This is a genomic window from Aeromicrobium sp. Root495 (assembly GCF_001426755.1).
Classification (GTDB): domain Bacteria; phylum Actinomycetota; class Actinomycetes; order Propionibacteriales; family Nocardioidaceae; genus Aeromicrobium.
Genome location: NZ_LMFJ01000001.1, coordinates 1,846,330 through 1,866,724, shown reverse-complemented (window position 1 = coordinate 1,866,724; position 20,395 = coordinate 1,846,330). Strand labels below are relative to the sequence as shown.

Annotated in this window: 21 protein-coding genes and 1 tRNA gene; 13 read left to right on the top strand and 9 right to left on the bottom strand. The window is 71.8% G+C overall.

Features of this window, described 5'->3' with window-relative positions; genetic code table 11:
* Positions 1–10 precede the first annotated feature (10 nt).
* Both ASD11_RS09305 and ASD11_RS09300 read right to left on the bottom strand, forming a co-directional pair.
* Positions 11–739, bottom strand: coding sequence for an MBL fold metallo-hydrolase (locus tag ASD11_RS09305; protein ID WP_056288658.1), 729 nt, complete (start codon positions 737–739; stop codon positions 11–13).
* 5 nt (positions 740–744) lie between these two features.
* The gene (locus tag ASD11_RS09300) at positions 745–1,656 is read right to left on the bottom strand and encodes a DMT family transporter (protein WP_056286224.1); all 912 of its coding nucleotides are present in this window, start codon (positions 1,654–1,656) and stop codon (positions 745–747) included.
* Between the two features lie 40 nt (positions 1,657–1,696).
* On the opposite strand from ASD11_RS09300, the gene ASD11_RS09295 reads away from it, so the two are divergent.
* Positions 1,697–2,173, top strand: a complete 477-nt coding sequence (locus ASD11_RS09295; protein ID WP_162246472.1) for a MarR family winged helix-turn-helix transcriptional regulator — start codon at positions 1,697–1,699, stop codon at positions 2,171–2,173.
* A 62-nt stretch (positions 2,174–2,235) separates the two neighbouring features.
* On the opposite strand, the gene ASD11_RS09290 is transcribed toward ASD11_RS09295, so the two are convergent.
* The 3 genes from ASD11_RS09290 to ASD11_RS09280 all read right to left on the bottom strand — a co-directional run bounded on the left by ASD11_RS09290 (position 2,236) and on the right by ASD11_RS09280 (position 4,368).
* On the bottom strand, positions 2,236–3,699 hold the full coding sequence (locus ASD11_RS09290) for an MFS transporter (RefSeq protein ID WP_056286219.1): 1,464 nt from the start codon (positions 3,697–3,699) through the stop codon (positions 2,236–2,238).
* Positions 3,700–3,812: 113 nt separating this feature from the next.
* Positions 3,813–4,208 carry a tautomerase family protein gene (locus tag ASD11_RS09285; protein WP_056286215.1) on the bottom strand — a complete coding sequence of 132 codons (396 nt, stop codon included), beginning with the start codon at positions 4,206–4,208 and terminating at the stop codon, positions 3,813–3,815.
* Positions 4,209–4,293: 85 nt separating this feature from the next.
* A tRNA-Arg gene (locus ASD11_RS09280) sits at positions 4,294–4,368 on the bottom strand.
* Positions 4,369–4,445: 77 nt separating this feature from the next.
* Here ASD11_RS09280 and ASD11_RS09275 point away from each other — a divergent pair.
* From ASD11_RS09275 to lysA, 3 genes are read left to right on the top strand one after another with little or no spacing between them, the layout of a single operon-like run.
* Positions 4,446–4,847, top strand: coding sequence for a response regulator (locus ASD11_RS09275; protein WP_156464655.1), 402 nt, complete (start codon positions 4,446–4,448; stop codon positions 4,845–4,847).
* Between the two features lie 45 nt (positions 4,848–4,892).
* A complete protein-coding gene (gene argS, locus ASD11_RS09270) occupies positions 4,893–6,557 on the top strand; it encodes an arginine--tRNA ligase (protein WP_056286209.1) in 1,665 nt (554 codons plus the stop codon).
* On the top strand, positions 6,554–7,951 hold the full coding sequence (lysA, locus tag ASD11_RS09265) for a diaminopimelate decarboxylase (RefSeq protein WP_442854184.1): 1,398 nt from the start codon (positions 6,554–6,556) through the stop codon (positions 7,949–7,951). The genes argS and lysA overlap by 4 nt, the downstream gene beginning before the upstream one ends.
* Positions 7,952–7,965: 14 nt before the next feature.
* On the opposite strand, the gene soxR is transcribed toward lysA, so the two are convergent.
* Positions 7,966–8,403: a redox-sensitive transcriptional activator SoxR gene (gene soxR / locus ASD11_RS09260; RefSeq protein WP_056288656.1), complete on the bottom strand. Its 438-nt coding sequence runs from the start codon at positions 8,401–8,403 to the stop codon at positions 7,966–7,968.
* 47 nt (positions 8,404–8,450) lie between these two features.
* On the opposite strand from soxR, the gene ASD11_RS09255 reads away from it, so the two are divergent.
* Together ASD11_RS09255 and ASD11_RS09250 are read left to right on the top strand one after the other, a co-directional pair.
* Positions 8,451–9,404 carry an alcohol dehydrogenase catalytic domain-containing protein gene (locus ASD11_RS09255; RefSeq protein WP_056286204.1) on the top strand — a complete coding sequence of 318 codons (954 nt, stop codon included), beginning with the start codon at positions 8,451–8,453 and terminating at the stop codon, positions 9,402–9,404.
* Positions 9,401–10,768: an MFS transporter gene (locus ASD11_RS09250; RefSeq protein ID WP_056286201.1), complete on the top strand. Its 1,368-nt coding sequence runs from the start codon at positions 9,401–9,403 to the stop codon at positions 10,766–10,768. Before ASD11_RS09255 ends, ASD11_RS09250 begins: the two co-directional genes overlap by 4 nt.
* Here ASD11_RS09250 and ASD11_RS09245 read toward each other — a convergent pair.
* Positions 10,765–11,385 (bottom strand): hypothetical protein, encoded by a 621-nt coding sequence (locus tag ASD11_RS09245; protein ID WP_056286197.1) that lies wholly within the window; start codon positions 11,383–11,385, stop codon positions 10,765–10,767. The genes ASD11_RS09250 and ASD11_RS09245 overlap by 4 nt on opposite strands.
* A 157-nt stretch (positions 11,386–11,542) precedes the next feature.
* On the opposite strand from ASD11_RS09245, the gene ASD11_RS09240 reads away from it, so the two are divergent.
* The 4 genes from ASD11_RS09240 to rho all read left to right on the top strand — a co-directional run bounded on the left by ASD11_RS09240 (position 11,543) and on the right by rho (position 16,830).
* Positions 11,543–12,862 (top strand): homoserine dehydrogenase, encoded by a 1,320-nt coding sequence (locus ASD11_RS09240; protein WP_056286195.1) that lies wholly within the window; start codon positions 11,543–11,545, stop codon positions 12,860–12,862.
* Entirely contained in the window at positions 12,862–13,926 is a 1,065-nt protein-coding gene (gene thrC, locus ASD11_RS09235) for a threonine synthase (protein ID WP_056286192.1), read from the top strand. Before ASD11_RS09240 ends, thrC begins: the two co-directional genes overlap by 1 nt.
* Positions 13,923–14,813, top strand: a complete 891-nt coding sequence (gene thrB, locus ASD11_RS09230; protein WP_056286190.1) for a homoserine kinase — start codon at positions 13,923–13,925, stop codon at positions 14,811–14,813. The genes thrC and thrB overlap by 4 nt, the downstream gene beginning before the upstream one ends.
* Positions 14,814–14,988: 175 nt before the next feature.
* A complete protein-coding gene (gene rho, locus ASD11_RS09225; RefSeq protein WP_200940111.1) occupies positions 14,989–16,830 on the top strand; it encodes a transcription termination factor Rho in 1,842 nt (613 codons plus the stop codon).
* 61 nt (positions 16,831–16,891) lie between these two features.
* Here rho and ASD11_RS09220 read toward each other — a convergent pair whose 3' ends face one another.
* Positions 16,892–17,971 (bottom strand): EAL domain-containing protein, encoded by a 1,080-nt coding sequence (locus ASD11_RS09220; protein ID WP_056286188.1) that lies wholly within the window; start codon positions 17,969–17,971, stop codon positions 16,892–16,894.
* A gap of 2 nt (positions 17,972–17,973) precedes the next feature.
* A complete protein-coding gene (locus ASD11_RS09215) occupies positions 17,974–18,147 on the bottom strand; it encodes a DUF1059 domain-containing protein (RefSeq protein ID WP_082554422.1) in 174 nt (57 codons plus the stop codon).
* A 161-nt stretch (positions 18,148–18,308) separates the two neighbouring features.
* On the opposite strand from ASD11_RS09215, the gene ASD11_RS09210 reads away from it, so the two are divergent.
* From ASD11_RS09210 to rpmE, 3 genes are all read left to right on the top strand, one after another.
* Positions 18,309–18,791 (top strand): glutathione peroxidase, encoded by a 483-nt coding sequence (locus ASD11_RS09210; RefSeq protein WP_056286183.1) that lies wholly within the window; start codon positions 18,309–18,311, stop codon positions 18,789–18,791.
* A gap of 175 nt (positions 18,792–18,966) precedes the next feature.
* Complete coding sequence (locus ASD11_RS09205; RefSeq protein ID WP_056286181.1) at positions 18,967–19,953, top strand: type IV toxin-antitoxin system AbiEi family antitoxin domain-containing protein; 987 nt, start codon at positions 18,967–18,969, stop codon at positions 19,951–19,953.
* A gap of 215 nt (positions 19,954–20,168) precedes the next feature.
* Positions 20,169–20,375 (top strand): 50S ribosomal protein L31, encoded by a 207-nt coding sequence (rpmE, locus tag ASD11_RS09200; RefSeq protein WP_056286178.1) that lies wholly within the window; start codon positions 20,169–20,171, stop codon positions 20,373–20,375.
* Positions 20,376–20,395 lie beyond the last annotated feature (20 nt).

Here is a 20,395-nt window from a genome sequence, read left to right as displayed (position 1 = left end):
GGGCGTCAGCCTAGGCGCGGTGGCTCAGAGCCTGCTCGACCGCCCGGCCGACACCGTCGCGCCAGGTCGGCCCGTGGCCCGGCACGACCACCCGGGCGTCGGTCGCGGCGAGCGCGCTCAGGCTGGAGACGGCCCGGTCCGGGGCGTGCGCGAAGAAGTCGGGGATGAGCTGGGGTCCGTCGACGCGCGAGACGGGATGGGCCGTCACGAGCGCGTCGCCGGTGGCCACCACGCCGACGTCGGGCAGGTGGAAGGCCGTGTGGCCGGAGGTGTGGCCGGGGCAGGCGATGGCCACGGGGTGGCCCGGGAGGTCGAGGCGACCCTCGGGGACCGGCTGCGCCTCGGGGACGGTGGGGTGCTCCAGGCCACCGGCCCGCATGATGCGGAGCGACCAGGCGGCGACGCCGGGACGCCACGACCGCTTGGCGACGTCGAGCGGCGCGGCCTGCTCGTGCACGTCGCCGCGGGCGTTGGGCAGCTCCTCGGTGCCGACGAGCACGGGCACGCCCAGCCTCGAGAAGGGGGCTACGCCACCCACGTGGTCCACGTGGGCGTGCGTCACCAGGACCGCGCGCACGTCCTGGGGCCGGCGGCCGAGGGCGGCGAGGCCCGCGACGAGCCGGCCGTGGTCCTTGGGGTAGCCCGTGTCCACGAGGGTGACGTCCTCGCCGTCGACGAGCGCGAGCCAGCCGACGTCGGTGCCCTGACCGACGAAGACGCCGTCCGCGACCTGTTCCATGAGGGTCACTCTGCCCTGTCTCCTGGTGTCCTGCGCTCGTCGAGCGCCACCATCAGCAGCCCGACCACGATGACGGCGAGCCCGAGCCAGCCGAGACCCGAGAGGCGCTCGTCCAGCAGGACGAGGGCCAGCAGGGTGGCCACGACGGGCTCGGCGAGGGTGAGGGTCGTGGCTGTCGACGCCGTGAGGCGCCGCAGTCCGTACCCGAAGAGCAGGTACGCCAGCGCCATCGGGACGAGGGCCAGGTAGGCCAGGACGACGATCCCGCGGGGCTCCGTGAGCGGTCCCGGTCCGAGGACGAGGAAGGCCGGGAGCAGACCGACGGAGGCCAGGACGAAGATGCCGCCCATCGCGGAGCGCGAGCTCGCGCCGCGGGAGATGAGGCGGGCCCCGGACCAGGAGTAGAGCGCGTACCCGAAGCCCGCACCCAGGGCGAGCAGGACGCCGCTCACGGGTCGGCCTCCGGGCGCGGAGCCCGCAGACCCGGCCAGGAGCGCCACCCCCACCACCGTCACGGCGGCGGCCGCCGCCCAGCGCGGGTCGATGCGTCGACGGTCGACCACGAGCTCGAGCAGCACGGCGAAGATCGGTCCGGAGCCGAGGGCGAGGACGTTGCCGATCGCCACGCCCACCCGGTCCATCGCCACGTAGTAGAGCGAGGCGTAGAGGGACACGCCCACGGCGCCCAACAGGGCGAGGGGGAGGCGGCGTGCGTCGCGCAGGAGTCTCGTCGTGGGGCGCGGGTCGAGGACCAGCAGGAGGAGGCCGCCGAACCCGAAGGTCGAGAGCCCGACGAGGAGCTGGTCGGAGCCCTCGGGTGCCTGGTGGGCGACGACGCCCGTCGTGCCCCAGAGGACGCTGGCCAGCAGCACCGCGCCGACGGGACGCTGTGCGACGTCGGGCTGTCCACGGCTCACGCGGGCAATCTAGTGCGCGCCGTCCGGGCCTAGGGTGGAGGTGACGACGGCGACAGGAGGCGGCACGGTGCCCGAGGAGATCTCCGAGGACCTGCTGAAGGACATCGGTGGCGAGGTGCTGCGTCTGGGTCGCCCCACCGTCGTGGCGCCCGCCGGGCTCGAGCTCGACCGTTCTGCGTTCCGTCTGCTGTGGATCCTGCGCGACGAGGGGCCGTCCACGATCGGTCGCCTCGTCGAGGTGCTCCAGGTCGAGCAGTCCACCGTGAGCCGCCAGGTGAAGTCGGCCCTCGAGCACGGGCTCGTCGTGTTCGAGATGCAGTCCGGGTCCCGCAGCAAGCTCGTCCGGTCCACCGACGCGGGCGAGGAAGCCTTCCGCCGCGACCTCGACCGTCGCGGGGAGATCTTCCGCACGGCCCTGGAGACGCTCGGGGCCGACCGCGTCCGTCGACTGGCGGCCGACCTGAACCAGCTCAACGACGCCCTCGAGGCCGCCCACGAGGCCGCCGGCCCGTCCTGAACGACGAAGGACCCGCCCCCGGGCCGGACGGCGTGCCGGAGGCAGGTCCCTCGTGAGGCGGGTCAGCGAGCGGCGTGCGCGGGCTCGGGGTCGCCGAGCGAGTCGTGGACCAGGACCTCGTCGTCGGGCCGGCGGCTCGTGGGCACGAAGCCCGCGAGGAGCGCACCCAGGAGGGCGGCCCCGGCGCCGATCACGAAGCACAGCGTGAACGCCGACTCCGACGGCACCTGCGCCGGGCCGAACGTGGTGGTCGAGCTAGTGAGCACCGTGCCCATCACCGCCGCGGCGAGGGTCGTGCCGGTGGAGCGGCTCAGGGCGTTGAGCCCGACCGCCGCGCCGGCCTCGTGCGGGGGAGTGGCGTCGAGGATGAGTGTCGGCATCGCGGCGTAGCCGATGCCCACGCCCGACGAGGCGACGAGCGACACGATGAGCAGCTGCCACGGGGCGTCCGTCAGGAACGTCCCGAGCGCGTAGCCCGCGGCGAGCACGATCGCTCCCACGATGAGCGCGGTCTTGGCGCCGTACCTGGTCATGAGGGAGCTGGAGACCGGCGCGAACACGAGCATCATGAGCCCGGCCGGAGCCATCCAGAGCCCCGCGTGCAGGATCGACTGGCCCAGCCCGTAGCCCGTCTCCGACGGGAGCTGCAGCAGCTGGGGCACGACGATGGACTGCGCCATCATGCCGAAGCCGATGGCGACGGCCGCGACGTTGGTCATGAGCACCGGCAGCTTCGCCGTCGCGCGCAGGTCGACGAGGGAGTGCGGGGTCCGCAGCTCGTAGACAGCCCAGAGGACCAGCACGACGAGCCCGCCGGCGATCGCGCCGATGGTCCGGGCATCGCCCCAGCCCCACGTCGTGGCCTTGGAGATGCCCACCAGGAACGCGGTGAGCCCCACCGCAAGACCGATGGCACCTCCGCCGTCGAAGCGACCGCCGGCGGCGTCCGTCACGTGGGGGACGGCCAGGAGCATGAGGAGGAGCACGACGACGGCCACGGCGGTGGAGACCCAGAAGAGGGCATGCCAGTCGGCGACGTCGGCGATCCACGCCGAGAGCGGCAGGCCGATGGCGCCGCCCACGCCGAGGGTCGCGCTCATCGCGGCGACGGCGGTGGACTGCATGTGCTTGGGGGTGATCTCACGCAGGAGGGAGATGCCCACGGGGATGAAGCCCATGGCCATGCCCTGCAGCGCCCGGCCGACCAGCATCGGCGCGAGGGTGTCCGACAGGGCGCAGATGGCCGAACCGACGGTCAGGATGCCTGCGGAGATGACGAGGATCTTCTGCTTGCCGAACATGTCGGCGAGGCGGCCGGTGATGACCATCGAGACGGCGGCGGCGAGCAGCGTGATGGTGATGACCCACGCCGAGCTGCTCGGCGAGGTGCTCAGGTACTCCGGCAGCTCGGACTGGATCGGGATGACCATCGTCTGCGTCAGGGCTGCGACGAGACCGCCGGAGCAGAGGGCGATGACCGACAGCAGCGGCGGGGCCTTGGCTGCGGTGCGGGCAGTGAACGACATGGGGGACCTCTCGGACGTCGTCGGCGGAACTACCTATGCATCATGCATGTAGTTGCTTCGACAAACAATTCGGCGGGTGGGAGAGATGGCTCACCCCTGGTCCGGCCGTTCGGTCACACCTCGATGTCGAACCCCAGGTCGACGTCGCACGCGGCCTGGCCACCGCTGATGCCCCAGTTCTCGGTCGGGCTCTCCTGCACGGTGACGGTGACGTGGTCGCGGGGGACGCCCAGCGTCTCGAGACGCTCGACGACCTCGCGGTAGAGCCGGCGCTTGGCGTCGGTCGAGCGTCCGGCGAAGCACTCGATCGTGACCTTCGTGTAGCGCTCCGGGCGCTCCAGGTGGGGCGGGACGGCGAAGCGGTGCGGAGCGTGGGACACGAGTCGGACGTGCTTGTCCACGGCCGGGATGCGGAAGGCCGCGACGAGCGAGTCGTGGACGGCGTCGATCATGGCGATCTCGGTGTCGGCGGGCAGTGCGGTGCGGACCTCGATGAGGGTGCTTGGCATGTCCCGATCCTGCCTGCTCCGGCGGGCCGGTGACAGCAGAACGGCCCCGACCTGCTGTGACGCAGGTGGAGGCCGGGCCGTGCGATGGTGCCCCCGGGAGGATTCGAACCTCCGCTTCCGCCTCCGGAGGGCGGCGCTCTATCCCCTGAGCTACGGGGGCCGAGGCGACGAGCGAGTCGTCGGTGCACTCAGCCTGGTGCGCCGCGAGCCTACCCCACCGTGAGTACCGTGGGACCCGTGCCCACCGTCCTCGTCGCCGACGACACCGCGTCGATCCGGTTCCTCATCCGGACCAACCTGGAGCTCGAGGGGTACGACGTGCTCGAGGCGGTCGACGGGGTCGACTGCGTCGAGCGGCTCGCCGCGCTGCACGAGGCCGGGACGCTTCCCGACGTCGTGACGGTCGACGTCATGATGCCGCGGCAGGACGGCGTGGTCACAGCGGCGCAGATCCGTGCCGACCGCCGCTACGACGGCGTCAAGCTCGTCATGGTGAGCACGCAGAACCTCGCCGCCGACATCAAGCGCGGCTACGACGCGGGCGTCGACGCCTACGTCACCAAGCCGTTCGACCCCGACGAGTTCATCGCCACCGTCGCGCGGGTCCTCGCCGGGGATCCCGGGGCCACCGACGCCTGACCACCGCCGACGCGGGGCGGGGGTGCCGGTCGATACGCTGGACCGGTGAATCCCGAGCAGCTCAGTGCCGTCATCGTCGCCGCCCTCAACCGGCTGGCCGACGACGGTCGCCTGAGCCTTCCCGACGGTCTTCCCACCGAGGTCCGTGTCGAGCGGCCCAAGGTGAAGGAGCACGGCGACTACGCCACCAACATCGCGCTCCAGCTGGCCAAGAAGGCCGGTCTCGACCCGCGCGAGCTGGCCCAGGCCCTGGCCGACGAGCTCACGAGCACCGACGGTGTCGCCGCGGCCGAGATCGCCGGGCCCGGCTTCCTCAACCTGCGGGTCGCGGCAGGGGCCCAGGGCGCCGTCGCGCAGCAGGTCCTCGAGGCGGGCGAGCAGTACGGCCAGGCCACCGAGCGCACGGGTCGCAGCATCAACCTCGAGTTCATCTCGGCCAACCCCACCGGCCCCCTGCACCTCGGCCACACCCGCTGGGCCGCCGTCGGCGATGCCCTGGCTCGGGTGCTCCGTGCCGCCGGCAACGCGGTGACCAACGAGTTCTACATCAACGACCGCGGCAACCAGATGGACAAGTTCGGCGAGTCCCTCATGGCCCGCGCGCACGGCCGCGGCGTCGCCGAGGACGGATACCACGGTGCGTACGTCGCCGACCTCGCCGCGCGCGTCGTCGAGGACCACCCCGGCATCCTCGAGCTGCCCGACGCCGAGCAGGCCGTGGCCTTCCGCGAGGACGGCTACAAGCTGCAGCTCAAGGAGCAGCGCTCCGAGCTGGAGGAGCTGAGGACCCACTTCGACGTCTGGTTCTCCGAGCGCTCGCTGCACGAGTCCGACGCCGTGGAGCGGGGCTTCGCCGTGCTGCGCGAGCAGGGCCGCCTGTACGAGCAGGAGGGTGCGCTCTGGATGCGCACCACCGACTTCGGCGACGACAAGGACCGCGTGCTGCGCAAGTCCGACGGCGCCCTCACCTACTTCGCCTCCGACACCGCCTACTACGTCGACAAGCGCACGCGCGGCTTCGACCGCTGCATCTACCTCCTGGGCGCCGACCACCACGGCTACGTCGGCCGGCTCTCGGCCATGGCCGCGTGCGTGGGCGACACCCCGGGCGAGGAGATCCAGGTCCTCATCGGCCAGCTCGTCAAGATCATGCAGGACGGCCAGGAGCTCAAGCTCAGCAAGCGCGCCGGCACGATCGTGTCGCTGCGCGAGCTCATCGACCTCGTCGGCGTCGACCCCCTCCGCTACACGCTCATCCGCTACCCGGGGGACTCCCCGCTCACGCTCGACGTCGCCGAGATGACGCGCAAGAGCAACGAGAACCCCGTCTACTACGTGCAGTACGTGCATGCCCGGACGTCGTCCATCCTGCGCAACGCCGACGACCTCGACATCGCGCACGGCCTCGACGCCTTCGATCCCGCGCTGCTCGTGCACGAGCGCGAGGGCGACCTGCTCCGCGCGCTGGCGGAGTACCCGCGCGTCGTCGAGCGCGCCGCCGAGCTGCAGGAGCCGCACCGTGTGGCCCGCTACCTCGAGGACACCGCCTCCACGTTCCACCGCTTCTACGACGCGTGCCGCGTGCTGCCGCAGGGCGACGAGGACGTCAGCCCACTGCACCGTGCACGGCTCGTGCTCGTCGACGCCACGCGGCAGGTGGTGGCCAACGGCCTCGGCCTGCTGGGCGTCTCGGCCCCGGAGCGCATGTGATGCGCGCGCACGAGGCAGGTGCCCTGCACGGCCAGGCCGGCGACCGTGGACCCGCGTGGCTGCGCAAGCCCGACGACGTCGACTCGCTCGTCCCGCAGCTGTGGGCGGCCAACGTCTCCAAGGTCGACGGTGTGCTCACCGTCGCGGGGGAGTCGGTCGCCGACCTCGCCGAGGAGTTCGGCACCCCCCTCTACGTCGTCGACGAGGACGACTTCCGTCAGCGCGCCCGGCGGTTCAAGGAGGCGTTCGCCCATGCCGACGTCTACTACGCCGGCAAGGCGTTCCTGAGCGTCGCCACCGCTCGCTGGGTCAACGACGAGGGGCTCAACCTCGACGTCTGCACCGGCGGGGAGCTCGCCGTCGCGCTCCGGGCCGAGTTCCCGCCGTCGCGCATCGGCCTGCACGGCAACAACAAGTCGGTCGCCGAGCTGCGCAGGGCGCTCGAGGTCGGGATCGGCCGGATCATCGTCGACTCGGTCGAGGAGGTCGGCCGCCTGGCCCAGCTCACCGCCGAGCTCGGCGTCGAGGCGCCCGTGATGGTCCGCGTCACCGCCGGCGTCGAGGCCCACACGCACGAGTACATCTCCACGTCGCACGAGGACCAGAAGTTCGGCTTCTCCATCAGCGACGGCAGCGCCTTCGACGTCGTGAAGCGCATCGTGGCCACGCCGGGCCTGCGTTTCCTGGGGCTGCACTCGCACATCGGCTCGCAGATCTTCGTCACCGACGGCTTCGAGGTCGCGGCCCGCCGCGTGATCCGCCTGCACGCCCAGATCGCCACCGAGCTGGGCGTCGAGGCGCCCGAGCTCGACCTCGGCGGCGGGTTCGGCATCGCGTACACCACGCAGGACGACCCGTCCGCCCCCGAGGACCTGGCCCGCGGGCTCACCAAGATCCTCGACGACGAGAGCGCCGCCGCCGGCATCGCCGTGCCGCGACTGTCCGTCGAGCCGGGGCGCGCCATCGCCGGACCGTCCACGTTCACGCTCTACGAGGTCGGGACGGCCAAGGTCGTCGGTCTCGACGGTGGTGCGTCGCGTCGCTACGTCTCCGTCGACGGCGGCATGAGCGACAACATCCGTCCGGCTCTCTACAGCGCCGACTACTCCTGCACGCTCGCGTCCCGCCACTCCGGCACCGCCGCGGTGCTGAGCCGCGTCGTCGGCAAGCACTGCGAGAGCGGCGACATCGTCGTGAAGGACGAGTACCTGCCCGGCGACGTGCAGGCGGGCGACCTCCTCGCCGTGCCCGGCACCGGTGCCTACTGCCGCTCGCTGGCCAACAACTACAACCACGTGCCGCGCGCCGCGGTCGTGGCGGTCCGCGACGGCGAGGCGCGGCTCATCGTTCGCCGCGAGACCGAGGACGACCTGCTGCGCCTCGAGCTCGGCTGATCTGGAGGAACGGGTCAGGTCAGGATGCGTCGGGGACCCGGACCGAGGCGTGCCAGCTCGTCGTCGTGGTTGTAGACGGCGCAGCTGCGCAGGGAGAGGCACCCACAGCCGATACAGCCGTCGAGGTCGTCACGAAGCCGCTGCAGCCGCTCGATCCGCTCGTCCAGCTCCTGGCGCCAGCGTGAGGACAGGCGGGCCCAGTCGCGCTTCGTGGGCACGCGGTCCTGCGGGAGCGAGGCCAGCGCCTGTCCTACGTCGTGCAACCCGATGCCGAGCCGCTGCGAGAACTGGATGAACGCGAGACGTCGCAGGACGTCGCGGCGGTACCGTCGCTGGTTGCCGGAGGTCCGCTCCGAGGCGATGAGGCCCTTCTCCTCGTAGAAGTGCAGGGCGGAGACGGCCGCGCCGGACCGTTCGGACACCTCGCGCGGAGTGAGCCACACCTCAGTCATCTCGTCCTCCTTGACCTCAACCATACTTGAGGTTGTGGGATGAGGTCATGCATCGCATCCGACAGCACGTGACCGGTGGACCCGACGTCCTCGTCCTCGAGTCAGCACCTGACCTCGTCCCGGCCGCAGGCCAGGTCCGCATCGCCGTGGAGGTGGCGGGGGTCCATCTCGTCGACACCACGATCCGCCGCGGGGAGTGGGGCGACGTCGAGCTGCCCATGACGCCCGGAAGGGAGGTCGCCGGCCGGGTGGACGCCCTCGGTGCCGACGTGGAGCCGGCGTGGCTCGGGCGACGGGTGGTGGCGCACCTGGGTCTGGCGAGCGGCGGGTACGCCGACCAGGCGGTCACCGAGGTCGACCGTCTTCACGTCGTCCCCGCCGTGCTGACCTCGGACACGGCGGTGGCGGCCATCGGCACGGGCCGCACCGCCGCCGGCGTGCTCGACCAGGCGCCGGTCACGCCCGAGGACGAGGTGGTGGTGACAGCGGCCTCAGGAGGTCTCGGTGCTCTCCTGGTCCGGGCGGCGCTGGCCCAGGGAGCACGCGTGGTGGGTCTGGCCAACGGGCCGGCCAAGGCCGAGGTCGTCCGGCGGCTCGGGGCCCACACCGTCGTCGACGTCTCGGCCGGGCTGGACCCCGACCGCGTCGGAGCCCCCACCATCGTCTTCGACGGCGTGGGTGGAGAGACCTCCCAGGTGTTGTTCGGCCTGCTGGACCAGGACGGCGTGCTGGTCAGCTACACCGGCGAGACGGGCGACCAGCCCGTGGGCCGGGGCACGTTCCGAGCGGTCCTGGGTCCCTCGCTGACGGCGCGGCCTGGTGGGCTCAGGGCGCTCGAGGAGGAGGCACTGGCCCGGGCGGCGGACGGCTCGCGGGTTCCGCTGGTCGGCTCCACGTTCGCGCTGGCCGACGCCGCGGGAGCGCACCGGGCACTCGAGGCCCGCGAGACGTTCGGCAAGGTGGTGCTCACGACGGGCACCGGCGAGGGGAGGGGCGAGTGACCACGAGCACCGGAAGGCCGCCGGCCGCAGCGACGAGCCTCTGGCGTGGTGAGCACGGGCTCGTGACAGCGGGCCTGTTCTCCCTCGCCTTCATGGTGGCGTTCGAGGCGCTCGCCGTCGTGACCGTCATGCCGGCCGTCGTCGACGACCTCGGCGGGCTGTCCCTCTACGCCGTCGCGTTCGGCGCACCGGTCGCGGTCAGCATCTACTCCCGGACGGCGGCGGTGCCGTGGGTCGAGCGTTCGGGACCGGCGCCGGCGCTGCTCGCCGGCGTCGCGGCCTTCGTCGCGGGACTGCTGCTCTGCGCCTCGGCCCCCTCCATGACCGTGTTCCTGGCCGGCCGCGCCGTGCAGGGCCTCGGCATGGGAGCCATCGGCGTCACGATCTACGTCGTGGTCGCCCTGGCGTACCCCGATCACCTCCGCGCCCGGGCCATGACGGTGCTGACGAGCGCCTGGATGCTCCCGGCCGTGGTGGGCCCGGGCATCGCGGGCTGGTTGGCCCACGTCGTGGGCTGGCGGGCGGTCTTCTGGGTCGCGCCCCTGCTCGCCGTGGTGAGCCTCGCCCTCACGTGGCGCGTGGTCCGCCGGCTCGGTGGCGACGGGTCGGCCGCACGGTCGGGCCGGCGCGAGCTGCTCGCAGGGTGCGTGGCCGTCGCCGTGCTGCTCCTGGCCGTCTCCGGCCAGCGGGAGGTGCCTGGCTGGCCGGTGCTCCTCATCCTGTCCGTCGCGGTGGTCGGGACCCTCGCGCCGCGCCTCGTGCTGCCGGGGACCTGGTCCGCCCGTCGTGGCCTGCCCTCGCTCGTCGCCGGGCGCAGCCTTCTCGCGGCCGCCTACTTCGGAGCCGAGTCCTACGTCCCGCTCGGTCTCGTGGAGGTGCGAGGGATGTCGGTCGCGACCGCCGGTCTCGTCCTGACCGCGGCCGCCTTCGCCTGGTTCGGCGGGTCGTGGGCCGTGGCCCACCCCGAGCGGCTCGGCTCCCTCCTCGCCACACCTGGCCGACGGTCCGGCCTGGGCGCGCTCGCCGTGGTCGTGGGGCTCACGGCGGGTCTCCTGGTCCTCGTGCCCTGGGTGCCGACGGTGCTCGTGGCCTTCACGTGGGGCGTGGGCGGGCTCGGCATGGGGGCCGCCATGTCGGCCACGACGGTGCAGCTGCTCGACCGGTCGGGCCGAGGGGAGGAGGCGGCGAACAGTGCCGCGATGCAGACCAACGACGCCGTGGGAGAGTCCGGGTGGATCGCCGTGGGGTCGGTGGTGTTCGCCGCGCTGCTGCACACCGGCATCGAGCCGGCCCTGACGGCCGTCGTCGGCGCGAGCGTCGTCGTGGGGCTGCTCGGCGTCTGGGCGCTGCGCCGTGCGGACTAGAAGCGGCAGCCGGCGATCTCGCCCGGGCCGTCGGCACGGCTCTTGGCTGCGAGCCGGCCGTTGACCGTGATCGAGCACTCCACGAACGAGGCGCCCTGCAGCGCCTGCACCGCCGCGACGGCCAGGGGTCGCCCGCCCACCACGGTGTAGGAGGTGGCGAACGAGCGAGGGACGAGCTTGACGTCGCCCGGGCCCGAGCGGAAGAGGTAGCCGAGGTACATCTGTCCGTCCGAGCGGAGCGTGATCGTCACCTTGTTCTCGGCCAGCAGGGGGAGGCCCTCGTTGGTGATGTCGTTCTTCGCCGCTGCGCTGAATGCTGCCGGGAGCTCGCCGATGCTCTGCGCCGCGGCCGACGGGTCCTCGGTGGGCTTCGGGATGGAGAGCCCCGGCGAGTCGACGAGGCCCTGGGACCCGGCTGACGGGGTGGATCCGTCCCCGGCCTCCTGGATGAGGTTCCAGCCCAGCAGCGCCGCGACGAGCAGCACCGGGACACCGCCGACCACCAGGAGCCTGGTCCGGACCGGGAGCATCGCCCAGCGTGAGCGATGACGACGGCCCCGGCCCGAACGGTTGTTCCGGACCATCTCGTCGTCGTTGCCGAGTCCTGAGTGCTTCATGGCTGGTGGGGAGGCTCCCTCGTGAGGCGGTTCCGGGGCGAGCGGTCCCGTCCTGGGGCGCTGCTGGGTGAACGACGGGCGTCGTCCCGAGGTTATGCCCGTGCAGGGCCGCCGACCGGTGGCACGGGTCACCCCGGGGCGCCGATACCCTGAGCCGGTGAGCTCCGACCCCTCGTCCACCGACCGCCCACTCCGCATCGCCCTGCTGGGCTGCGGTGTCGTGGGGACCGAGGTGGCCCGTCTCCTCACGCGGGAGGCCGACGAGCTGGCCCGTCGGGTGGGTCGGCCGCTCGAGCTCGTGGGCATCGCGGTGCGCCGCCTCGGCCGCGCGCGGGAGGTCGACCTCCCGCAGGACCTGTTCACCACCGACGCCAAGGCGCTCGTCACCCGGGGCGACCTCGACGTCGTCATCGAGGTCATCGGCGGCATCGAGCCGGCGCGCGAGCTCATCCTCGCCGCGCTCGAGTCGGGTGCCTCCGTCGTCACGGCCAACAAGGCGCTGCTCGCCGAGGACGGCGCCACGCTGTTCGAGGCCGCCACCAAGGCCGAGCGCGACCTCGCGTTCGAGGCCGCCGTGGCCGGCGCCATCCCCATCGTCCGCCCGTTGCAGGAGTCGCTCGCGGGCGACGACGTTCGCCGCGTGCTGGGCATCGTGAACGGCACCACCAACTTCATCCTCGACGCCATGACCACCACGGGTGCCGGCTTCAGCGAGGCGCTCGACGAGGCGCAGCGTCTGGGCTACGCCGAGGCCGACCCCACCGCCGACGTCGAGGGCTTCGACGCCGCGTCCAAGGCCGCCATTCTCGCCGGGCTCGCCTTCCACACGCGAGTCACCATCGGCGACGTCCACCGCGAGGGCATCTCCGACGTCACCGCGGGCGACGTCCGCTCGGCCGGCGAGATCGGGAGCGTCGTCAAGCTGCTCGCCATCTGCGAGAAGATCGACACCCCCGACGGCCCGGCCGTCTCGGCCCGTGTCCACCCCGCCATGATCCCCACGTCGCACCCGCTCGCGAGCGTGCACGGCGCCTTCAACGCCGTGTTCGTCGAGAGCGAGTCCGCGGGGCAGCTCATGTTCTACGGTCCTGGTGCCGGTGGGGCCCCCACGGCCAGCGCGGTCCTGGGCGACGTCGTGGCCGTGGCCCGCAACCGCGTCCGCGAGGTCTTCGGGCCCGGTGAGTCCACGCACGCGCAGCTCGAGGTCCTCGACATGGGTCGGGCCCGCACCCGGTACCACGTGCAGATCGACGTCGACGACCGCGCGGGCGTCCTCGCCGCCGTGGCGCAGGCCTTCGCGGAGTACGACGTCTCGATCCGCACCGTGCGTCAGGAGGGCCGCGGGTCCGACGCCCAGCTCGTCATCGTCACCCACGAGGCCGAGGACGCTGCACTGTCGGCCACGGTCGACGCACTCAGGAGGCTCGACATGGTCAGGGACGTCTCGTCCGTCATGCGCGTCGAGGGAGCGTCCTGATGGCGCGCCCGTGGCGCGGCGTCATCGAGGAGTACCGCGACCGGATGCCCTTCGGCCCCGACGTCCGGGTCGTCTCCCTCGGTGAGGGCGGCACGCCGCTGGTCCACTCCACGTGGCTCTCCGAGCTCGTCAAGGGCGAGGTGCACGTCAAGGTCGAGGGTCAGAACCCCACCGGGTCCTTCAAGGACCGCGGCATGACCGCGGCCATCACGCAGGCGCTCGACGAGGGCGCCGAGGCCGTGGTCTGTGCCTCCACCGGCAACACGTCGGCCTCCATGGCGGCGTACGCGGCCCGGGCCGGTCTGACCCCCATCGTGCTCGTCCCGCAGGGGCGCATCGCGGCCGGCAAGATGGCGCAGGCGATCATGTACGGCGCCGACATCATCCAGGTCCGCGGCAACTTCGACGACTGTCTCGTGCTCTCGCGCGGCCTCGCCAAGGAGTTCCCCGTCGCGCTCGTGAACTCCGTCAACCCGGTCCGTCTCGAGGGACAGAAGACCGCTGCCTTCGAGATCGTCGACGTGCTCGGACGGGCGCCCGACGTCCACGTGCTGCCCGTCGGCAACGCCGGCAACATCAGCGCCTACTGGAAGGGCTTCCTCGAGTACGACGAGTCCGGTCCGGCGCAGGGCACCCCGCAGATGTGGGGCTTCCAGGCCGAGGGCGCGGCACCCATCGTGCGCGGCGAGGTGGTGCGTGAGCCCGACACCGTGGCCACCGCCATCCGCATCGGCAACCCCGCCTCGTGGACGCTCGCGGAGAACGCCCGCGACGAGTCGGGCGGACTCATCGACCTCGTGAGCGACGACGAGATCCTCGAGGCGCAGCGTGAGCTGGCCCGGCGTGAGGGCATCTTCGTTGAGCCGGCGTCGGCCGCCGGTGTGGCGGGACTGCTCAAGCGGGTCGCCGCAGGTGCCGTGGAGCCGGGCCTCACCTTCACCATCACCGTCACCGGCAACGGGCTCAAGGACGTCGACACCCCGCTGTCGCGCCTGGGCGACCTGACCCCCACCGTCATCGATGCCGACGTGCACGCCGCGGCCGGTGCCGCCGGCCTCGCATGAGCGCAGCACACGCGGCACGAGGACCCGTCCTGGTCCGCACGCCTGCCTCGAGCGCCAACCTCGGTCCTGGCTTCGACGCACTGGGCCTGGCCCTCGAGCTGTTCGACGAGCTCACCGGCGAGGTCCTCGACGAGGGGCTCGAGGTCCTCGTGGAGGGCGAGGGAGCCGGCGACGTCCCGCTGGGACCTGACCACCTCGTGGTCCGGGCCATGGAGGCCGCGTTCGATCTCATCGGGCTGCGTCCCACCGGATACCGGCTCACGTGCCGCAACGTCATTCCGCACGGGCGGGGCCTCGGCTCCTCCTCGGCGGCCATCGTCGGCGGCATCCTGCTGGCGCGCGAGCTCGTCGAGGGCGGCCGTGAGCTGCTCGACGACCAGGCCGTCTACCAGCTCGCCAACGACCTCGAGGGCCATCCCGACAACGTCGCCGCGGCCCTGTTCGGTGGCCTCACCATCGCCTGGATCGAGGGTGCCGCCGCCGAGGTGGTGCGCCTCGACGTCGACGTCCCGGTCACGGTGTTCGTGCCCGACGCGCCGGTCTCCACCCACGTGGCCCGGGGGCTCCTGCCGAGCGAGGTGGCCCACCGCGACGCCGCCGCCAACGCGGGCCGCGCCGCCCTGCTCGTGGCCGCGCTGCTGCAGGCTCCGGAGCGACTCATCTCCGGCACCGAGGACTTCCTGCACCAGACCTACCGCTCCGCGGCCATGCCCGACTCCTACCAGCTGCTCCGCGCCCTGCGGGTCGACGGCGTGCCCGCAGTGATCTCCGGGGCGGGACCCACGGTCCTCGCCTTCGCCCACGGCGTCGAGGCGGCCGCTCCCCAGGGTTGGCGCGTGCTCACGCCGCAGGTCAGCGGGCGTGGCGCGCACGTCGTCGAGCCCTGATCGACCGGGTGCTACGGTGGTTCAGCCGGAGTCGAGCAACCTCCCCGGCAGATGACCCACCTCCCGTTGATCGATGTGATCGACACAGCCCGTTCTGGGCTGGTTGTCCGAGCGTCGTCCTGCGGCGGCCCCAGCGGCCGAGCGCGGTGCGCCTCCACCCATTGAAGGAATCCACGTGACCGAATCCCCGACGACCGTCCCCGAGCCGACTGCCGACGCAGCGCCGGCCCGCGCCCCCCGCAAGAGTGGAGGCGCGCTGGGCGGCAAGGTCCTGGCCGAGCTGCAGGAGATCGCCGCCGGCCTCGGCATCGACAACACCGCCAAGATGCGCAAGGGCGAGCTCATCGACGCCATCAAGGCGGCCCGCGGCGAGACCCCGCGCACGGAGCCCGCCGCCGGCCAGGCCCCGGCCGTGGCCGAGCAGGCTCCCCAAGGCGAGAAGCCGGCGGAGAAGCAGCCCGACCAGTCCCGCGACCAGGCCTCCGCCGAGTCCCGCGAGCAGTCCGAGCCCTCCGGTGGTCGGCGTCGCAACGCCAACCACGGCGACGGCGGCCAGGGTCAGGACAAGCAGGACCAGCCCAAGAACAACCAGAAGAACGACCAGGGCGGCCAGAACAAGGGCGGCCAGAACAAGAACGACCAGAACAAGAACGACCAGAACAAGCAGAACAAGCAGGACCAGGGCAAGAACGGTCAGGGCGGCCAGAACAAGAACGCCCAGGACAAGAACAACCAGGACAAGAACGACCGTCAGGACCGTCAGGACCGTCAGGACGATGCCGACGATCGCCAGAACGGCGACGAGGAAGGCACCGGCCGTCGCCGCAACCGTCGTGGTCGCGGGCGCACGGGCCGCGGCACCGACGGCGAGCCCACGTACGCCGAGGACGACGTCCTCGTGCCCGCCGCGGGCATCCTCGACATCCTCGACAACTACGCGTTCGTGCGCACCACGGGCTACCTGCCCAGCGAGAACGACGTCTACGTCTCCCTCTCCATGGTCCGCAAGCTGGGACTCCGTCGCGGCGACGCCGTGGTCGGTCAGGTGCGCCAGCCCCGCGAGGGCGAGCGCAAGGAGAAGTTCAACCCGATGGTCCGGGTCGACTCCGTCAACGGTCAGCCCACCGACGAGGCCCGCACGCGCGTCGAGTTCAGCGAGCTCACGCCGCTGTTCCCCACCGAGCGCCTCCACCTCGAGACCGACGCCGCCACCCTCACGACCCGGATGTTCGACCTCGTCGCACCGCTCGGCAAGGGCCAGCGTGGCCTCGTCGTCTCCCCGCCCAAGGCCGGCAAGACCGTCGTGCTGCAGGCCGTGGCCGACGCCGTCATGACCAACAACCCCGAGTGCCACCTCATGGTCGTGCTGGTGGACGAGCGTCCCGAGGAGGTCACGGAGCTCCAGCGCTCGGTGAAGGGCGAGGTCATCGCCTCCACCTTCGACCGGCCCGCCACCGACCACACGACGATCGCCGAGCTGGCCATCGAGCGGGCCAAGCGGCTCGTCGAGCTGGGCCACGACGTCGTCGTGCTGCTCGACTCCATCACCCGCCTGGGCCGGGCCTACAACCTGTCCGCCCCGGCGTCCGGCCGCATCCTGGCCGGAGGGGTCGACTCCTCGGCGCTCTACCCGCCCAAGAAGTTCTTCGGCGCCGCCCGCAACATCGAGGACGGCGGCTCGCTCACCATCCTCGCGACGGCACTCGTCGAGACCGGTTCCACCGTGGACGAGGTCATCTTCGAGGAGATCAAGGGCACCGCGAACCTCGAGCTGCACCTGCGCAGCGACCTGGCCGAGAAGCGCATCTTCCCGGCCATCGACGTCGCCGCGTCCAGCACGCGTCGTGAGGAGCAGCTGCTGGGCGAGGACGAGCTGGCCACGCTGTGGAAGCTGCGTCGGGTCGTCTCGGACCTCGATCCCCAGAAGGCCCAGGAGCTCGTCGTCGAGCGGCTCAAGAAGTCGTCCGACAACGCGGACTTCCTGGCCCAGGCCGCCAGGACGCTGCCGAACGGCTGACCCGCACCACCCTCGAGGACCCAGGACCGGATCTCCGGTCCTGGGTCCTCGTGCGTCGGGGTCAGGGTCGGCGGCGGTCCGAGTCCGCGAGGTGCGCCATGAGGCGCTCGATGCGCAGGATGCCGAGGAGTCGACCGGCCGCGTCGATCACGGTCACGGGGGAGAAGCGGGTCACCCGCGGACGGGCGAGGCTGCGCTCCACGACGTCGGGCACGGAGGTGTCGACGTTCACGAGGAGCGGCTCGGTCGCCCTCCACCGTCCGGCGACGTCGCGCTCCAGGATCGAGACCGGGCGGGAGCGCTCGTCGACCACCACGACCACCTCGAAGCCCGTGGCCTCGGGCAGGACCGAGCTGGCTGCGGCGAGGTCGGTGGTCGTGTAGGTCTGCTGCACGAGGTCGCGCAGGGCGCCGTCCGCGATCGGGGTGGCGGTGGGCAGGACGTGCCGGGCGGACGGGTCGACGTCCGACCAGGTCTCGCGCGCGGCACCCACGAACGGCCCCTGAGCCAGAGGGACGCCCAGCTCCGCGAGCGCTCGCAGCTCGCCGGACGTGGTGACGTCCTCGGCGAGGATCCAGGCGTCGAGCTGCGCCGCCAGCTGGCCGGTGACCTCGATGGCGCTGCGCTTGCTCGCCGACCGGTCCAGCCCGCTCACCCAGGCTCGCCCCAGTCGGATGACGGCCGGCCGGAGCCGGGTGACGCTGCGCAACGTCGGTTGTGCGCCGTCGGCGCTGCCCAGGGTCAGGAGGGCGCCGGCGGCACGGAACTCCTCGAGCAGGTGGCTGACGCGGTCCTCCGTGCCCGGGTCCGGCTCCCGCAGGTCGAGCAGGACGGGGGCGAGCGTGGGTCGGGCCCGCAGCGCCGCCAGCACGTCGGGGTGCTCGAGCAGCTCCGGGGGGAGGGGGACCGACAAGAAGGTGTTGGCCGGCAGGATCGGCACGGCCGCGAGGGCAGCGACGACGAGGTCGGGGGTGGCCTGCTCCTGGCCGCCGGGGACGACGGTGCGGTAGCCCGCGACGGTGCCGCGTGCCACGTCGAGGACCGGCTGGTGCGACACCCGGGAGCGCCCGCTCCCGGTGGGGGCGGGCCAGGCCGAGACCATGGATGCGTCCTCGGCGGTCGAGGACCGGGCCGCGGTCACGATCAGACCGTGACGATGTGGCGGCGGACCGCGTCCACGAGCTCGGACGGGACCTCGACGAGGCCGTGGTCGGCTGCAGCGTGGGCCGCGACCGCGGCCAGCACGTCGTCGTCGGTGTCGCACACCCAGCGCGACCGGCACCCGGGGACGACGTCCCCGCAGGCAAACTGCTTCATGATGATCTCCCTCAACATCCCGGTCCCTCAACCGGTGGCTGAAGGGTACGACCGGTGGCCTGTCCGGCGAGGCGCTTTGCCCTGATCGGTGAACAACTTCTCCGGGCCTGCAAGCCCCGGGTTGCCGTGCCGGGTGGGCCCCCACTGCCTACCCTGGGTCCATGACGACTGCCTACGACTTCAGCGCGACCTCCATCGACGGCGCCGAGCGCGCCCTCGCCGACTACCGCGGCAAGGTCCTGCTGGTGGTGAACACGGCCACGCAGTGCGGCTTCACCCCGCAGCTCAAGGGGCTCGAGGAGCTCTACAAGACGTACGTCGACCGCGGCCTCGTCGTCCTGGGCTTCCCGTGCGACCAGTTCGGTCACCAGAACCCCGACGGCGACGAGGAGACGGCCGCGTTCTGCGAGCGCAACTACGGCGTCACCTTCCCGATGTTCTCGGTCATCGAGGTGAACGGCGACGACGCCCACCCGCTCTACCAGTGGCTCAAGAAGGAGAAGGGCGGCCTCGGCCCGTCGTCGATCAAGTGGAACTTCACCAAGTTCCTGGTCGACCCCGAGGGCAACGTCATCAAGCGCTACGGCTCCACCACCAAGCCCGAGAAGATCGCCTCCGACATCGAGAAGCTCCTCCCCGCCTAACCCGGTTTACCACGGGGTCTGGGAGAACTTGACGCCCCACGGTCGGCAGACCGTGGGGCGTCGACCTTTGCCGTGGGGTGTCGACGTCCACAGGTGTCCCGGATGTTCCAGCGCAATCCACAAATGACCTTCGACGGGGTTTCCACGTTCGACGCGGTGGTCGACGGTCGGAGGCATGGACGACATTCTCATCGCCGTCGCGCACGCGAACGGCGGATACCTCATGCGGCACCAGCTCCTCGACCTCGGATACTCGGACGACGCGATCCGCGCGTTCATGCGGACGGGACTCCTCCGACGGGTGAGGCACGGAACCTACGTGCCGACGGTTCTCTGGCAGTCCTGGTCCGACAGCGAGCGCCACGCCGTCAAGGTGCGTTCGGTCGTCGACAAGCTGGGCCCCGGGGTCGTCGTGACCCACCAGTCCGCTGCAGCGCTCCATGGATTCGACCTGTGGGGTGTCGACCTGGAGTCGGTCCACGTCACGCGGCTCGACGGGCGGAACGGGCGGACCGAGGCAGGGATCGTCTTCCACTCCGGACAGATCACCGAGGACGACTGCGTCGAGGTGGATGGCCGGCTGCTGTCGGCGCCGCAACGGGCTGCCTTGGAGACCAGTGCTTCGACGGGGGTGGAGCAGGGAGTGGTGGTCCTCTCCTCCGCGCTGCACCTCGGCGTGGTCGAGAAAGGAGGGCTCGAGGAGTCGATCGATCGAGACTTCGCCCGGTGGCAGGGCACACGGACTGCACGTGTCGCCGTCCGCCTGGCCGACGGACGACTCGAGTCCGTGGGCGAGTCACGCTCCTTCTACATGATGTGGGTGCACCAGGTACCGGCTCCGGAGCTGCAGGTCGAGGTCCACGACCGAGACGGACGGATCATCGGGCGCAGCGACTTCGGCTGGTCGGCCTACCGCCATCTCGGAGAGTTCGACGGGATGCTGAAGTACGGCCGACTCAATCCGCACGGTGAGGACCCCGGCCGCCAGATCGAGCGGGAGAAGGTGCGCGAGGACCGGATGAGGGGCACGCGACGCGGCATGTCGCGCTGGGTCTGGATCGAGCTGGGAACCGGCCGTTCGCCGGCCACTGCCGGCCGGCTCGTCGCGGACATGCAGCAGTCCCGACGCCTCTACACCCGCAACGCGACGCACATCGTCTGACGCCCCACGGGAAAGTGTGACGCCCCACGGGAAAGTGTGACGCCCCACGGGCGGGAGTCCGTGGGGCGTCAGGTTTGCCCAGACCCCGTGGTAAACCGGGAATGGGGGAGGGGTGGATTTGGTTGAGACGGATGCCACCTGGCAGAATCATCCCTTGGTCCTGGTTCACGGGAGCGCGCCGCGCGCCGACCCAGCACCGCACGAGAGGACAGCTCATGAAGCAAGGCATCCACCCCGAGTACGTCGAGACGCAGGTCACCTGCACGTGCGGCAACTCGTTCACCACGCGCAGCACGGCCACCGAGGGCAGCCTCCGCGCCGACGTCTGCTCCGCGTGCCACCCGTTCTACACCGGCAAGCAGAAGATCCTCGACACCGGCGGCCGCGTGGCCCGGTTCGAGAAGCGCTACGGCAAGAAGTAGCTGCCGCCACGACGCCGACC